We start from the raw sequence: 15487 nt of genomic DNA on the forward strand, positions 1-15487 counted from the left end.
GAAAACGAAGTTTAATGTTCATAATCTGGTTCTAACTGCTTGAAAAACCGTATTCCCGATAGAAGCATTGTGTACATTAAGCTCCGCTTTCGGGAATGACAAATAGTTTTGCAATTGGCTCATCTGTTTCTTTTTTCTGGCCGCTTTCCCCGCAGGATTGGCGTAGGATGAACTATGATGAGCCTCTTTGTCAAGACCGTTTTTTTCGAAAAGTTCAATCGCACTTGAAGGCGGTTCTTTGTTTTTATCCATGCGCTCCTATCCCGTGAATGGTGCTTATGGTGTATGGCTTCCATAATTTGCCTCGCAATTTTTGCTGTGCATTGTGGGCATTCATGCTATTAAAAAAACTCGCTGCCATTATCATGTAGCACTGTCAGCTTTTCACCCCGTCTTAACTGGACGGATCAGAGGAAGCAACGATAGGAAGCGCAATCAGGGAATCGTACAGCGGGCAGTCGGGTGATTCACTGCGCACAACTAAACGCGGATGAGTAAAAACATGGATGCAAAACAGTTGACAGAGATTATACAGCGGAGACTCGGGCTGGAGGACAATGAGTTCTCACTCGTTCGGGATAATCCCAGGTTTCAAAACATTTTCGAAAACGCCCTGAAAGGGTCTCGATACCGGCTGGTGGCCAAGGTAATAGAATCCAAGGGCTGTCAATCAGGCCATCAGGTGGGGCAGAAACTGATTTTTGACTCGGCGGGAAACCTTTTAACCCGCGAGTGCCCGGAGCGGGTCTGCGCCTTTCTGATGCCGAACCTCGCGGTGCTTATCAATGCCTTCTTCGAAAACATCATGAACGGCAGGGATCCCAACGAGGTGATGTTCAACCGCACCGCCTGCTTCGATGTTGGACCTGCCTGCGGAGGATGGGGTCATGTAACCGTGGAAATGCGTGCAGAACTGCGCTGATTGGCGCCTTCTCCCTTCGCCCGTCTTTGCTCCACAAAAGACGCCGCCGCAGGGATCAGGGCCTTCCTGGAGAAAAAAGCCCCTGAATGGAAAGAGGAATAGGGGTTTTCCGGTTCAATCGGCGAGCATTCTTCCGATAGAGTAAAGCAGCGCCAGAAATACGCCATAGAGGCTCATCTGCTGTTCGACGCTGCTGTCGAGAATCACGCGGACCTCGCTGTCGAATTCCTCGTCCTTCTTCCAGAGGGCAAAGATGAGCGGCACCCGCGGAAAGAGCCGCAGCCTTACGGCGGCATCGCCGAAATCTGCCCTTTCACCCCCCAACTGGAGGCCCTTCTCAATAAATTTATTGGGGTCAGAGCCATATTTATCGGCGAGCTTCGGCAGGGGCAGTTCATGACTCGCCCGGAAGAAAAAGCTGCCGTCAGTCAACTGATTGGGAGAAATCAGATTATTGCTCAGCGGAACATCCTGCGCGTGGGACAGGTAGTGCAGAAGTATCTCGTCTAACAGACCTGATTTTTTAGTGTTTTCAGGTTCGACAATTAACCTTTTCTTTACGTCAACGACATACCTTTTATTGAAAACATTGATTGCAAACGTTCCATTATTCTCATAATATTCAGCTATGGCGCGAACAGCCACCTCTTGCGGGGAGACGTTTTCCAATTCCAGCCAAAGTTCTTCCTCGATCATGCCAACCCCTCATTCAAAATTTAATCAATTCAATCTTTTAAAAAAGCGCGCCGAATCCTCTTCAAAAGTTCCCCTGATTACAAAACCCTTATTCCCAGTCGCGGTTTATTTACATAAAAAAGAAGGTGCGTCAAGGCAAACCGCAGGCCGTCCTCTATTGAAGATTCAGCCAATAATTGATTATTCTCGCATTATTGTGGTAGTAAAATCTGCCCTTACGAGAAAATTGCAAAAGGATGTCCCCGGGGCTTGAGAAGCTTTTTTTCAGAGCCGTGCGGCGGCGACATAAAACCCGATTAATTTACAGAATAAACGGAGTTGATATGAATAAGAAAAGCCTTGGCGACAGGCAAGCGGAACAAAGCTTGAATAATCTTTCCGAGTTCGAAAGCGCAAAGCTTCTGGCGGGCTATGGCATTCCGACAGCGAAGGCGATGCTGGCACACGATTGGGAGGCGGTCAAAAGGGCGGGAAAAACTATCGGCTATCCCGTTGTTTTGAAGCTCTCTTCCTCCGAGATAAGTCATAAAACCGAAAAAGGGGTCGTAGCGGTTGACCTGCATAATGAGGCTGAGCTGGGGCTTGCCTTTAACCGGATACGGGAGGCATCAGCAATAGCCAAACCGGAATATCTCGTCCAGGAGATGGTTAAGGGGGGTCGGGAACTGGTGGTGGGAATGGTCCGGGATGCCCAGTTCGGCCCCTGTGTCATGTTTGGGTTGGGGGGAATTTTTACGGAGATTCTCGGCGACGTCGTTTTTCGGCCGGCGCCGCTCAGCGAAAGGGACGCGGCGGCGATGCTGCAGGAGATAAAAGGCAACAAAATTCTTGACCTGGTCAGGGGAATGCCGGCGGTGAACAGGGAGTCGTTGCTCGGCTGCCTGATGGCGGTCGGCAAAATCGGGCTGGAACGGGCCGACATCATGGCGATTGATATCAATCCGCTGATCGTCAGGCAAGGCGAACCGGTGGCGGTTGATGCGCTGGTGGTGCTGCGGCAGATTTAAGGAGGGTGAAAAAATAGTGTCTCCTTCAGCTTCCCCCATCACAACGGTTTGTCTGGTTTAACGGAGCGTGGCCGGAGGTAGGCCCCCCAGTAGCTCATTCCGACAAATACACCGCCGCCGATGATATTGCCGATCGTCGCAGGAACCATGTTTTTCCATAAGAAACTTATCCAGTTGAGCGATTCAGTGTCATAGACCGCCGGAGCCGCAATCCCAGCCCAGTTGTGCAGAAATATCCCTGCCGGAATAAAGTACATATTCGCCACAACGTGCTCGAAGCCAATTGCAACAAAAGCCATAATTGGAAAGTAGATCGCGAAGATTTTGCCCACCGTCTGGCGGGCGGCAAGCGCCATCCAGACCGCCAGGCAGACGAGCCAGTTGCAGCCGATTGCGCGGACAAGCACCTCCACGAAGGTAAGGTTTACCTTAGCATAGGCGATACCCACGGCGGACGCGCCGAGCGCCCCGTCGCCGGTTTTCCAGAGTCCCGATAAATAAAGGATTAGGGCAAGCAGGACTGATCCCAGCAGATTGGCAAACCAGACCACCGCCCATCGCGCCGACATGGCGCCCAAGGTGATTTTCCCAGTCATGACGCTCGAAAGCATCAGATTATTTCCGGTAAAGAGCTCTGCGCCGGCGATTACCACAAGCATCAGGCCGACGCTGAAGGCCGAGCCGGCGAGAAATTTTGTAAAGCCGATCCCCATGATTTTGGGAAGATCGAAGGTCACGGTTGTGGAAAGAAGTCCTCCGAATCCGATGTATGCGCCGGCAAGGATGCCGAGCACAAACACGGTAATCCAGGGCGACGTGGTCTTGCCCACACCCACCGTCGAGGCAACGGTTTCCGCTATCGTCTGAGGTGGCTTGTCCTCCATGGTGGCAGTGGGAAACTGAACCGACTGCATGATTTTTTCGAAGCGGCCGAGGGCCTTTTTTTCTTCGGTCAGTTTTCTCTGGATTGCCCCTTTGACCGTTTCGGAGATTTCCTCAGGAGTAAAAGGTTTGGGGACGTAATCCATTGCGCCCCTTTTCATCGCCTCCGCCGCCCGACCCACCGAAGGGTATCCGCTGATCATCACCACAGCCGAATCAGGGGCATGGCGGTCCAGCTCGGCGATCACGTCCATTCCATCGAAACCGGGCATTTTCCAGTCAACAAGGATAACATCAAAGGGGGAGAGGGACGCAAGGCTCAGACCCTCCTGGGGACTTGAGGTGACCGTCACGTCGAATCCCTCGCTCGAAAATATCTTGCGGCACGATTCCAGAACAATCTTTTCGTCATCTATAACGAGCATCCTTTGCACCATTAAGCGCCTCCTTTGTGATGGCTTGCATTGAGCTGGGATCCCTGTCGCTACCAGATTTCGGCACTGAGTCTCTTTTCGAGCCATCGCCGCTGATTCGGCGTCAACGGACCAATCTGGCTTTCGATCCAATCAATGTCGCCCGTGAGCACAGCCAGTCTTTCGGGGCGGGTCAGCTCGTATTCATCGAGCGCATCTGAGCCGTGATAAAGCAAATCGGCAATAAAATCGCTGTCTGATGAAGCCCGTTCGAGCACCTTCAGAATCTCCTCCCTGTGGGTAACAACCTGCGCTTCGGGCTCCTGGACCGCTGCTGTTTCCAGCGCCGCAGCAATGGCTTTGATCAATTGATCCGGGGTAAACGGTTTTTCGATATAGTCCGTTGCCCCCATTTTCATGGCCTGAACCGATGACTGGATCGAGGCATAGCCGGTAATCATGATGACCGGAAGCGCTGGCTTGGCACGTTTTACGTCCCGTAATACACTCATGCCGCCGATATCGGGCATGCGGATATCGGTCAGCACAATGTCGTAGTTTGCCTTGACGGCAAGAGCGATTCCCTCGCGCCCGCTCAAGGTGGAATCGACTTCGTAGCCCTCGTCGGCAAGAATCTTCTGCACACTATCGAGCACGATCTGCTCGTCATCAATCACAAGCGCCCTTTTCTTTTCCATCTTTACCCTCCTTCTTTAAAAAGATTATGAGAGAATTAAATGTGTCAGTGCGTAATCGCGGTTTCACTATGCTGTTTCTCCACCGGCAGCCAGATAAAAAATCTTGTTCCCTTTCCAGGTTCGCTTTGCACCCGGATGGCGCCGCCATGTTCGTGGACGATGCCTAAAGAAACAGAGAGGCCAAGGCCGGTACCCTGCCCCACCTCTTTTGTCGTGAAGAAAGGATCGAACAATTTGTCGAGGTTTTCCGGGGGAATGCCACAACCGTTATCCGCGATGGTAATCTCTATTCCCATTTGGCGAGGCTCGCTCGCGGACAGATCGGTTGCCGTATTGATGTTGATGTTGTCCCCCGGTTCTGTCGCATCAAGGGCATTGAGAATCATGTTCAACAATACGCTCTGAATTTGATTGCGGTCCAGAGTGACCTGCGGCAGGGCCTCCCCTTTATTGAAGTTTATACTAACCCCTTTGACAAGTGCTTGATTTTCCATCATTGATGCAGTGGCGCTCACAAGGCGGTTTACATCGGTCGGCTCCCGGTCAAGTTTTGTTTGTCGGGAGAAATCGAGCAGACCCTTGACGATTTTACGCACCCGCTCCGTGGACTGCACAATAACCTCAAGATCAGAGCGAATATCATCCCCCAGATCCTTCCGCCGTAGCAGCATGTGGGTGTAGGTCAGAACCCCGGTGAGCGGGTTGTTGATCTCGTGAGCAACGCCTGCGGCCAGTTTGCCGACGCTTGCCTGTTTTTCAGACTGTAATAGCCGGTTTTCGCTCTCCGCTTTTCTTCGCCTGTCGCGATCCTCCAAAGATAAGACCATATTCCTGAAGGTTGTCTGCAGGACTCCAATCTCATCGCTGGATATCGGGCCGATTTCGGGATTTAGATTGCCTTCTGAAACCTCCAGGCTGGCCTTTATCAAGCGGTTTACAGGTTGTGTGAGCCTGTCGGATAGAAAATACCCAAGCCCGATTGCCAGCAGCATGCCTGCGGCGGTGATGATAATGAACATGAAGAGGGCCTTGTTCCTGATATCGACATATTGTTGCTCCAGAACACCGGTGTAGAGCATGCCGACGCGGCTGCCAAAGATATCCTCAATCGGTTCATACGCGGTTATATACCAGTCGCTCACCACGACTGCCCGACCCGTCCAGCGCTCGCCCTTGACCAGGACGTGTTCCTTTACCTCCCGTGAAACCTGTGTGCCAATGGCCCGTGCACCCTTCGGAGTCAGTACATTCGTTGAAATCCTCATGTCCTTGAAAAAGATAGTGGCCGTCCCGACATTGCGCCCCTTGTAGATTTCATTTTGAAAAACCGTGTTCCGTACCGTATCGACAATTTTATCGGACCTGTTGAGAAGCGCTCCTCCGTATAGAACCCCTACAATATTCCCCTTGTCGAATATCGGGAATGCGGCCACGAGCGCCATCCCTGATGTCTCCACTTCCTCTTTCTGCTGGGTTTCACCGGTTACGGGAAGCCGTCTGACTCGCGCCATATCTGCAAGCTCCAGGCTATGGGCGGCAAGAAAACTTTTGCTGACGATTATCGTGCCGGATACGGACACCAGCCTGGCAAAGACAAGCTCTGCAATGGGGTTTTTCACCTCCACCGTTTCGCAGCGGACATCCCCCCTGCCGATTCTGCAGAGCATTTTTCCCTCTTTATTGACGACCCCGATAAAATCAAGATCGGCACGATTCTTGACAATTTGTAATCTCGGGATGATTTCCGCGACGTCCAATTTTTTCACGGCGACCAGTAACGTCGGTTCCATCGAAGATACCGACATGGGACCGGCGATGCTTTTTATCCGGTTCAGGTATATCTCACGCGCAGTGTTAAGGTCTAACCGCACACGGTTTTTTGCCTCGTCCAAGACGCTCTCGTAGAGAAGCTGGCCTCCTATCAACAGCGAAACAAACCCAGCCAGAAAGACTACGGCCAGGAAACTGGCGATCAGCTTGGCTCGTGTAGAGTAAAACATGGAATATGTCCTATTTTTCTGGCGTTCCGATAAAATCCAACGATAAAATCACTGTCCCGCAGACTGCTGAAGTTTGCGGAGCCCTTCTTAAAATACAGTGAATCCGGATTAGGGGGTGTGAGTTTGGATTCGCCCCTGACAACATTATGTTGGATGCGAATTGCTGTTTACGGATCAAAAAAGTCTGTTTGGGCGCGAATTGGCGGACAAGCTGAAGACCGGGATAAAACAGGCGTGCGTCTTTCGTTTTCAAGGGCATTGGCAAGTCCCTTTCTGTCATTCGGATAGCGTCAACATCGCTCGGTATCCCTGCACATGATTATTTCGAGAGTTGAGGATAATTCGCAGCCTCACAATCATTAGGGGAGGGGAGCTGTCAATGGCGCCCCCTCTCCAATTGCTTGCCGCACCGTCTCGATCAGCTCGTCAGGGGTGAAGGGTTTGGGGAGAAAGGCGGTAGCGCCCATGCTCTTGGCCTTGTCCATCGTCTCAGCTGTAGTGTAACCGCTCATTACCACCATGGGGATGAGCACCCCATGTTCCCGAAGCAGATTCATCAGGTAAAGTCCGTCGTGTCTGGGCATCTTGATGTCAATCAGAAGGAGGGGAAAGCTTTCATTTTCAAGAAGCGCGAGGGCATCATCTACACTTGACACTGGCACAACATCGAAACCCTCCGAGCAGAGAATCTTCCGGCAGCTGTCAAGCACAACTTTTTCGTCGTCAATAACCAGAACCTTCATATGCCACCCCACCAGTTATCGTTACCTGTTTACAGGCCTCAATGTCCGGGGCTACGGCTATGGGAACTGCCAAGAGCAGCGACAGGAAGTGAATGCACATTTCCCGGATGACTCGCCATTCTTGAATCTTCTGCTGATGGGTACAACATTTCCGTATGAAATTGCAAACAATTTTTTAAAAGGACACCTTTGAGGCAATTGCAAAACTCTCACATTCTGTCATTCCCGCAATTATTTTAAGCGGGAATCTGGTTCTAACTGCTTGAAAAACCGTATTCCCGATAGAAGCATTGTGTACATTAAGCTCCGCTTTCGGGAATGACAAATAGTTTTGCAATTGGCTCCTTTGGCTCATTTTACCCAGAGGGTTATGGAGTCCAGGGGCGCTCGTTCTCTCTCAAATTCATTGACTGGCTTCCCCGCGGCCGGGTAACCGAGGGCTGCGCCCATTATGATGGCCTTGGAAGACGGAAGCGGGATAATTTCACGGACCATTGACGGGTAAAGAACCGTTGCGGAAAGAATACAGGTGCCGAGGCCGCGGTCATGCGCCAGCAGACAGGTTGTCTGGAGAATGGCGCCAATGTCCAGCATCCCGTATTCACGGGCAATTTCCTTGTCCAGACAAAAAAGCAGCATCGCGGGGGCGCCGAACAGGGCGGCCATGTCGCTGTAATAGCGCAGCCTGGCTTCTTTGTCTCCCCGGGGGATATTCAGCGCAGTCAGCACCTTTTTCCCGATTTCGTTATAACGCTGCTTGATATGTTCCGGCCAGGTTGCCGGCATTGTGGTATCGGGTTGAGGCAGGGCGCCCTCCCTTTGCAACTGTTGATTCGCTTTTTTGAATTTTTCCAGCTTCTCCCCGGTAACGACAACGATTTCCCAAGGCTGTGTGTTTCCCCAGGAAGGGGACCAGCGGGCGGCCTCCAGGATTTCCCTGATTAGCGATTCCGAAACGGCATCCGCCTTGAAATTCCTGATGCTTCTGCGCGTTGTTACTGCTTTCATGACATCCATCGCTCATTCCTCCCGCAAGATTAAAAAATAAACACCGCCGCCGCAAGCACCGTTGTATAGCCGGCATCCTTGACGATGGTCGATTGGGTGACATTGCGTGTTTTTACGATCTTCCCGCTGATCTTGAAGATCTCCTTTTTTTCATCCCAGCTTTCATCGACGTTGAAATCTATTCCGAGGGTGGAGGCAAGCATCGCCGCAGCCATGTCTTCCGCGTAATCGCCGGCCTGTTTTTCTGTCTGGCCGAAGGAGTGGTGTTCGCTGATGTATCCATAGGAACGGGGATCCGCCGGGATTGCGCACCCGACGGAGGCCACCAATAGCCGTTTTGTTTCGTTGCTGCAGCAGCGGCTCATAACGCAAAAGGTGATTCCCCCTGCAACCAATTCCTTCAGACCTTGACTTTTCGAGGTAATCTTGCAGTTTGGCGGCACAATGCTGGAAACCTGCACGAGGTTGCACCTTTCAATCCCCGCGTCGCGCAGCGCCCGTTCAAAGGAATGGAGTTCATCCTTATGCGTTCCTACTCCCTTCGTGAAAAACATCTTTTTGGGAACATAACTATCCATTGCTTCCCTCCTTAACTATTATTATTTCCATCCTGTTTAAGGAAAAACAGACGTAAAATCTGTGATTTCCCGATACATTATATTCAGTGGCGCCGTATATCAATTTTCATGAAGTATTGCCACAAAAAATAAACCTTCGCTGCCGAGGAGATATTGGCGTTCATCCTGAAATATTTTATAATTAAAATGTTGACAATCGAAATATGAAGTAGGATGTTGTCCTCGGCAATGGGCAATTAATTGATTAAGGTAAATAGCTCTTTATAAATGCGGCAGACAGTTTATGCATGGTTGATTGCGAGGATTTTTCATGGACAAGGAGGAAAATATGGCGCCAGCAACTGCTAACCGGAATAGTCATGAAAAGGAAAGAACCGTCCATTTGCTGGACGAGTTGTTTTGTGTTGACGAGGGGCCGCGGATCGGCGTTCGCTTATGGGACGGCTCAAACTGGCCGGGAGATGTTGCCACCTCCACAAAGATCGTCTTGAAGCACCCGGGGGCCCTGCGGGCCATGTTTCTGCCCGGGCATGAGCTGGGACTGGGCGAGGCCTATCTCTATGACGATTTCGACATAGAGGGCAATTGCGAGGAGGTATTCGATCTCGCCGAGGATTTGGCGCGCCGCACCTCCGGGTGGCGCGTCAAATTGCGGGCAGCCAAGGAGCTGCTGAGCCTGCCGGCAGAGGGCGAGCACCCTTGGTTAAAGGCTCATGGCGACGCATTTCGCCGCCCCCCGGTCAAACTTACCGGCAAACCTCATTCACAAGAGCGGGACCGCCAGGCGGTAACTTTTCACTACAACGTCTCCAACGAATTCTACAAACTCTGGCTCGATCGGAGAATGGTCTATTCTTCCGCATATTTTCAATCGCCCAAGGAAGATCTCGATAGTGCGCAGGAAGGCAAGCTGGATTACATCTGCCGGAAGTTGCGCCTTAAGCCCGGGCAGAAATTTCTCGACATCGGCTGCGGCTGGGGGGCCTTAGTGCTGCATGCGGCAGAGCGTTACGGGGTTGACGCCACCGGGATTACCTTGTCCGAACCTCAGGCGGAACTGGCCAATGAGCGGATAGTAGCGGCGGGACTTGGCGATCGCTGCCGCGTCCTGGTTGCCGACTATCGCGAGCTTGAAACAAAGGAAGGTTATGACGCGCTGGCGAGCGTGGGCATGTTTGAACATGTCGGCGAAGCGCTTTTGCCCGTATATTTCCGGCAGGCTTGCGACCTGATGAAGCCGGGCGGGGTTTTTCTCAATCACGGAATTGTGCGGCGCATGGGGGATGTTCCCCACGCCGGTCGAAACTTTGTTGACACATACGTTTTCCCTGATGGCGAGCTTATCCCGGTCAGCGTCACCCTGAAAGCGGCAGAAGACGTCGGGTTTGAGATTCGGGATCTGGAAAGTCTTCGCGAACACTACGCGCTGACGCTGCGCCACTGGGTGAGGCGCCTCGAAGGGGCCCACAAAGAGGCGCTCAATTATGTCGATGAGCCCACCTACCGGGTATGGAGGCTGTATATGTCCGGCTCGGCGAACGGCTTTGCCCGCGGCAGAATTAACGTCTATCAGGCCTTGCTCAGCAAGCCCGGGGCGCAGGGGAAAAGCGGTCTTCCGTTGACACGGGGCGACTGGTACCAATCAGCGGATAAGACTGTTTAATTTATCGGTCATCCCCAATATGCTCCGGGTCATATTCCCCGAAGCTTTCTTCGTTCTTTGATGTCTTAGATACCCCGTAGCTTGCTGCGGGGTAGTTCATTGAAATTTAAAATGTGAACCCGTTCCCGATTGTTTTACTTCACCCTGTGAAATGTCCTGATGATGTCCGGTAAAAAAAGATTTTTCTGGACGACATATTGCCCAAACATCTAATTACACGGTTCAATTATTGGTCTTGACCAAACCGGTTCTCGGCTGAAAATGTCCTGATTATGTCCGGGTTTATTCCTTCCAGTTCCTCGCTGTCCTCTCATAGTGCGCGGCCCGTCCTTTTCCAATCAGCTTGAGGAGGTCGGCGGCTTCCAGTTCCTTTAAGTCGCGCCGAGCCTGACGGTCGCCGACGTCACCGGCAAAACGCTTCAAATAATCGCTCAGGGTGATGGTGCTGCCAGGGTTGAGTTCGGCGAGAAGCCGGTTCTGCCGTTTGTTCAGATTCAATTCCGGCGCTTCAATCGACGCCCGGCTGTGAAGTGTGAGCGTAATCCCGTCCTCGTCCACGGCCCAGGTAGGTGCCGGAAGTCCCATTTCCCGACAGGTTTCGATCATCTTGTTAGTGCCCCGCCCGATCCGTTCCATGTAGTTCCGGATATAGAGGAAATGGGCGGTGTCCGGATTCGCGGGTATTGATGCGTGGGGCAGCCGTAATTTGTCTGCCCTCCATCCCATAGGCAGCCGTCCTGAGTTCCAAATTTCCACGCGAGCAGGATAGACCAGAACCGTCGCGCCGCTGGAAAACGAGGCATAGTCACGATGGGCAAGGGCGTTTACCAACCCTTCCCTGACGACATAATCCGGATATGCTTCCAGATTCTGGCGTAGCAATGAATCAGGGAGAAACTGAGCCGTTAACGGCGAGTTGCGATGAATGAACGCCCGCGCCTGCTCGATGACCTGCGTCACCGGCCCGTTCAGATCCGCCTGATCGAGGTAATCTCCACCCTTGTCGGTCTGAAGGGCAAATGCCCTGACGCGGATCTGGGGGTTCCTCACGGCCGGCCGCTTACCGAAACAGACGTCGGCGGCATTTGTCAGCATGCCGCGATTCCACATGCCAAGGTCTGAAAAAACTGCCTCCGAGTCTTCCGGGTGTCGGAACTCAAAACGAGTTCCCGTCAATGCATCCTGGACGGTTCTCTGTATCTCCGATTTATCCAGATCTTCCATCGTTAATACAGGCGCGCCTCGCCGCTCCCATCGCTCAACCTCGGCGGACCGCCTCTGAAGCAGCATCTGCAGGTCATCACCCGAAGCCGTCAAAGTGCGGGAACCACTGCGAAGGTAAACACGCTCGTTTGCCACGAAAGGGGTGTTTTTCCCTCCCGGAACGTCAATCACGATAATCTGATTTTCACCCTGAACCTGTTCTATCCCCACAGAAAACAGCGATCTCGGCGAAATGGCCTTCATCAGGAACGAATGAAGCTCATCAACTACCTTTTCGGCCTCTGGAATCCCCTCTACGCGCTTATTATCGTCAACCCCGATCAACAGCCTCCCCCCGCCGCTATTGAGCAATGCTGCAACGTGCGAGGCAATAATGTCCTTATCGTTCAGAGATGCCACGAATTCAAGTGTTTGGGACTCCCCCTGTTTGATCAGACTTTCGATGGAATTCATACTGGACCTCCCTTCTGCAGAGCTTTCCGTACAGCCTTTACATCGCCGAACGTATCCTTGACAAAGGCTTCGGCCTCCTGGAAGCGACGAAACTGGCTGACGGCAAAAAGTTGCGCATCTTCAGGCGATCCGAACGTCTGCACCCAGTTGCCGACACGGTCCTTATAGACCTCAACATCGCGTCTCGTGGCCATTTCATATATATCAACGATACGGAGATCTTCGAAGATAGGCGACTTGACCAATTTCAGTTTATGACGTTTTTCTCTCGTTGTAAACCCCAGCTTGTCGAGAAAACCCCTGGCAAAGACCACATGATCATGGGCCAGAATCCAGCGAGGCTTTTTCAATCTGATGGCTTCCCGCATTTCGTCATGGGTAATAGAATCGTCCTCCGGCTTCTCCTTACCGCTTCCATATCGCGGAAGAATGATGCCGAGAAACAGATCGCACTCCCTAACGGCAAGCTTGCAGCTCTCCAGGGCCGTGAGCTCGGGATAGACCGGCATCGTCCCTTTGTAAGACATCCATATCTCGTAGTTCATCATCTGGGCAAGAGAAGCATAGATTCGATCCAGCAGCTCCTCAAAGCCGAAAACGGCAGAGGAGACCATAAGAATGGGTTTACGTTTCGTAGTCATAGTCGGTCGCTCATTTCTTCAAGATTGAAATCACCTTCCATAGCAGCAATATCTCCTGTCCTTTCCCCAAAATTCAAAAATAATTGAGGTTGTCGCCTTGCAAACCTGATCCCGAACTGTCCCGGCTTTCCGACTGATTGCAGGCCGGTTTTCAACAGGGCAAAACTTTTTTGTTGTCGTCAATAATTTAATTATAACAATAGCTTTATATATTCCGGAGCTCCGGCATCCCCCCAAAAAACAGCCGTCCCCCGTCCCCCAGCTCAGCACTTAGCCCCATGTTTTTCCTCCCTGCCGCCGCCTTCATTGCTTCAGTGCAAAAGCTTGCAAGTCATTTTTTATATAGTATTTTGCGCCAAGTTTCGTAAAAAGTTCTTCCGTATCGTAAAGGAATTTACCCCAGTTCACAGTTTTTTCGTGTTCTTTCATGTGGTTTAGCTTGCCGACCTTCCAGAAATTCACATACGGATGCGCCATGCGGATTACCGTAAGCGCTTGCGCGGGATCGATCACCGGTTCAAGGCTGACCCATGTAAAAATGCCCTCTTTGTGAGCATTTTTCAAAACGGTCAGCCGGTCATCCACGGTCGAGGCGAACGTTTCCCAATCCTTGCGGATAGAGTCATCGGCGAAACAAAGCGTAATGCCCAGTTGCGTGTGAGCATCCCTCATCAGTCCCATGTCTTCCTGGATGAGATCCGCACATCCTTTGGTCAATATCTGGCTGTTCAGCCGGTGTTTTGCGACAATACCCAGCGCCTGCCGCGTCAGTCGTTCCGTGCGCTCAATCGGCTGATACGGATCACTCAGAAAGCAAAAGAGAATGCGCCGCGAATCTCCACGCAGTTTCATGGCGTCTTTTTCGAGGTTTTGCAGCACATCACGCCGCGGCGCCGCTGTCGCATGCCACTTTTCCCCTGTCGTTCGCATACACGACGGCGCATAGCAGTACCGGCAGCCGTGCGTACAGCCGCGATAAAGATTGCAGGCCAGCTCGGAGTATTCCCGCGCCCGTCCTTTTGGTTCATAGACGACATTCATGTTCAAACTCCCTAAAAATGTTTGATTGCTTCCGTAGCAGCCTTCTTCCATGCATCGTATGAAACGTGAAATGTTTGTTCGGGTAGTATTTTTTCTTTTACCATCTGATTTAGCGCGGCCTTAGCGTGCGATGCCATTACGCCATTCCTCAGGGCAAACAGATAGACATCTTTGTTTGTCTTTAAGCGATGCTCAAGCAAGGCGGACTCAAGTTCCTTCTCGAAATCTTTAATTTTAGTCGGTTTGTCATCTTCTGGGAATAATGATGGCTTTGACGGGTCAATCCCATCCCTGTCAATATCGAAGTTCGCATCGCCGCCTCGTTTCCATGCCACCCGAAGAAATTTGTCTATGCCGAGTGGATGAGCTGATCCAAAAACCAATCCATAGACATTCGAACCCTTCTTGATGGAAAACGGACCAAGATAATACTCGGTGTCTTTCGGCAGCCAGCGACGATAAGCATCCGTAACAATCCGATGCACATTGGTTCCGTTCATCCTGAAACAATCCTCTTTGGTAACAGGTAAATTATCCAGAATCCCCTGCGTTGTTCTGAAACGGTTGATGATGGACGAGGAAATGAAAAATATGAAATCCGTCTTGGGAAGTTCTACAATGCCTTGAAAGATAGATTCCGTAATTTGATTCACACCATTCTGAGCAAGAAACAGAAGATTGGCACAGCGGCCTTTCATTTTTGGGCGCCATTTCTCAGATGCTTCCTTGAAGTCGCTATTCGATGTTTCAAAATAGACGCTTGGCATTGCCTCTATTTGATCGGCAATACACGCTCTCGTTTCCCATGAATAATAAGTGTGCAGGGGTCGTTGATAGTGAAAGATGATCTACCTTCATGAGACACTCCTCTGACGACTTAACTCTCCTAACGGGGTAATCAGATCAACTCACCTTGATTGCCGGTATCAATGTCCATTACTCCTTGCACCGGTTTTCCCTTTCTATAGGCATCCCATTTCGATTTAAACTCGGCATCCAGCAATTCTTTATAGGTCGTAACTGAGGCGTCTATTTGGTTTATTTCCTTCATTGCTATCACGCGGTTCAGGATTGCGCGTGATACCAGCGCGAGAGGAATGCTGGTATCAAAAGTAGCGATTTTTTTAGAACGACATCCCCCACATAAAATACTGGCGCGGTGATCTTTATCTTTTATTTCAACTAAATGAAGATCTTGTATGGATGAGCAACTGGCACACGACGGAAACATTTTTTCAGAATCAGGATCATTCGAGAAATCTAACTCCGTTTGACGATCGTCGATAACTTCACCGGGGCCTGATCCGTAAGTAAAAACCTCACCGGAACGATAAAGATCTAACAAAATAGCCCGTCGAAAAGGCTGTTCAGGTGTTATGCCTGCTTTGAGAATCTTGTCTTTCCCGTCCGGAGTAAGATGAAACGTGATGATATTTCCCCGGATGGCGGTTTTAATGTAATATTCTCCTTTATCTTTGTATTTATGTAGTACGGGCACAATCTTCCTCCATTTTTGAT

General features: G+C 51.1%; 16 protein-coding genes. 3 read left to right on the top strand and 13 right to left on the bottom strand.

Annotated features, from left to right (window positions below; all coding sequences use genetic code 11):
• Positions 1-18 precede the first annotated feature (18 nt).
• A complete protein-coding gene (locus tag K0B01_07395; protein ID MBW6485952.1) occupies positions 19-252 on the bottom strand; it encodes a hypothetical protein in 234 nt (77 codons plus the stop codon).
• Positions 253-517: 265 nt separating this feature from the next.
• On the opposite strand from K0B01_07395, the gene K0B01_07400 reads away from it, so the two are divergent.
• Positions 518-922 (top strand): hypothetical protein, encoded by a 405-nt coding sequence (locus K0B01_07400; GenBank protein ID MBW6485953.1) that lies wholly within the window; start codon positions 518-520, stop codon positions 920-922.
• A gap of 114 nt (positions 923-1036) precedes the next feature.
• On the opposite strand, the gene K0B01_07405 is transcribed toward K0B01_07400, so the two are convergent.
• Entirely contained in the window at positions 1037-1618 is a 582-nt protein-coding gene (locus tag K0B01_07405; protein MBW6485954.1) for a DUF3786 domain-containing protein, read from the bottom strand.
• Positions 1619-1941: 323 nt separating this feature from the next.
• Between K0B01_07405 and K0B01_07410 the strand changes: the two genes are divergently transcribed.
• Positions 1942-2625, top strand: coding sequence for an acetate--CoA ligase family protein (locus tag K0B01_07410; GenBank protein MBW6485955.1), 684 nt, complete (start codon positions 1942-1944; stop codon positions 2623-2625).
• Positions 2626-2663: 38 nt separating this feature from the next.
• On the opposite strand, the gene K0B01_07415 is transcribed toward K0B01_07410, so the two are convergent.
• From K0B01_07415 to K0B01_07440, 6 genes are all read right to left on the bottom strand, one after another.
• Positions 2664-3944, bottom strand: a complete 1281-nt coding sequence (locus tag K0B01_07415; protein ID MBW6485956.1) for a formate/nitrite family transporter — start codon at positions 3942-3944, stop codon at positions 2664-2666.
• A gap of 47 nt (positions 3945-3991) precedes the next feature.
• Positions 3992-4618: a response regulator gene (locus tag K0B01_07420; GenBank protein ID MBW6485957.1), complete on the bottom strand. Its 627-nt coding sequence runs from the start codon at positions 4616-4618 to the stop codon at positions 3992-3994.
• A 44-nt stretch (positions 4619-4662) separates the two neighbouring features.
• Positions 4663-6618, bottom strand: a complete 1956-nt coding sequence (locus tag K0B01_07425) for a cache domain-containing protein (protein MBW6485958.1) — start codon at positions 6616-6618, stop codon at positions 4663-4665.
• 359 nt (positions 6619-6977) lie between these two features.
• Positions 6978-7361 carry a response regulator gene (locus K0B01_07430; GenBank protein MBW6485959.1) on the bottom strand — a complete coding sequence of 128 codons (384 nt, stop codon included), beginning with the start codon at positions 7359-7361 and terminating at the stop codon, positions 6978-6980.
• A 351-nt stretch (positions 7362-7712) separates the two neighbouring features.
• Positions 7713-8378, bottom strand: coding sequence for a nitroreductase (locus K0B01_07435; GenBank protein ID MBW6485960.1), 666 nt, complete (start codon positions 8376-8378; stop codon positions 7713-7715).
• A 20-nt stretch (positions 8379-8398) separates the two neighbouring features.
• Positions 8399-8947, bottom strand: a complete 549-nt coding sequence (locus tag K0B01_07440; GenBank protein MBW6485961.1) for an arginine decarboxylase, pyruvoyl-dependent — start codon at positions 8945-8947, stop codon at positions 8399-8401.
• A gap of 328 nt (positions 8948-9275) precedes the next feature.
• Here K0B01_07440 and K0B01_07445 point away from each other — a divergent pair, with 328 nt between their 5' ends.
• Positions 9276-10610 carry a cyclopropane-fatty-acyl-phospholipid synthase family protein gene (locus K0B01_07445; GenBank protein MBW6485962.1) on the top strand — a complete coding sequence of 445 codons (1335 nt, stop codon included), beginning with the start codon at positions 9276-9278 and terminating at the stop codon, positions 10608-10610.
• A 282-nt stretch (positions 10611-10892) separates the two neighbouring features.
• Here K0B01_07445 and K0B01_07450 read toward each other — a convergent pair whose 3' ends face one another.
• From K0B01_07450 to K0B01_07470, 5 genes are all read right to left on the bottom strand, one after another.
• The gene (locus tag K0B01_07450; protein ID MBW6485963.1) at positions 10893-12287 is read right to left on the bottom strand and encodes a putative DNA binding domain-containing protein; all 1395 of its coding nucleotides are present in this window, start codon (positions 12285-12287) and stop codon (positions 10893-10895) included.
• Positions 12284-12928, bottom strand: coding sequence for a DUF4062 domain-containing protein (locus K0B01_07455; protein MBW6485964.1), 645 nt, complete (start codon positions 12926-12928; stop codon positions 12284-12286). The genes K0B01_07450 and K0B01_07455 overlap by 4 nt, the downstream gene beginning before the upstream one ends.
• A 303-nt stretch (positions 12929-13231) precedes the next feature.
• Positions 13232-13969, bottom strand: a complete 738-nt coding sequence (locus K0B01_07460) for a radical SAM protein (GenBank protein ID MBW6485965.1) — start codon at positions 13967-13969, stop codon at positions 13232-13234.
• An 11-nt stretch (positions 13970-13980) separates the two neighbouring features.
• Positions 13981-14736, bottom strand: coding sequence for a three-Cys-motif partner protein TcmP (tcmP, locus tag K0B01_07465; protein ID MBW6485966.1), 756 nt, complete (start codon positions 14734-14736; stop codon positions 13981-13983).
• Positions 14737-14867: 131 nt separating this feature from the next.
• Positions 14868-15467: a hypothetical protein gene (locus K0B01_07470; GenBank protein MBW6485967.1), complete on the bottom strand. Its 600-nt coding sequence runs from the start codon at positions 15465-15467 to the stop codon at positions 14868-14870.
• Positions 15468-15487 lie beyond the last annotated feature (20 nt).

This window comes from Syntrophobacterales bacterium, assembly GCA_019429105.1.
In the GTDB taxonomy this organism is placed as follows: domain Bacteria; phylum Desulfobacterota; class Syntrophia; order Syntrophales; family UBA5619; genus DYTH01.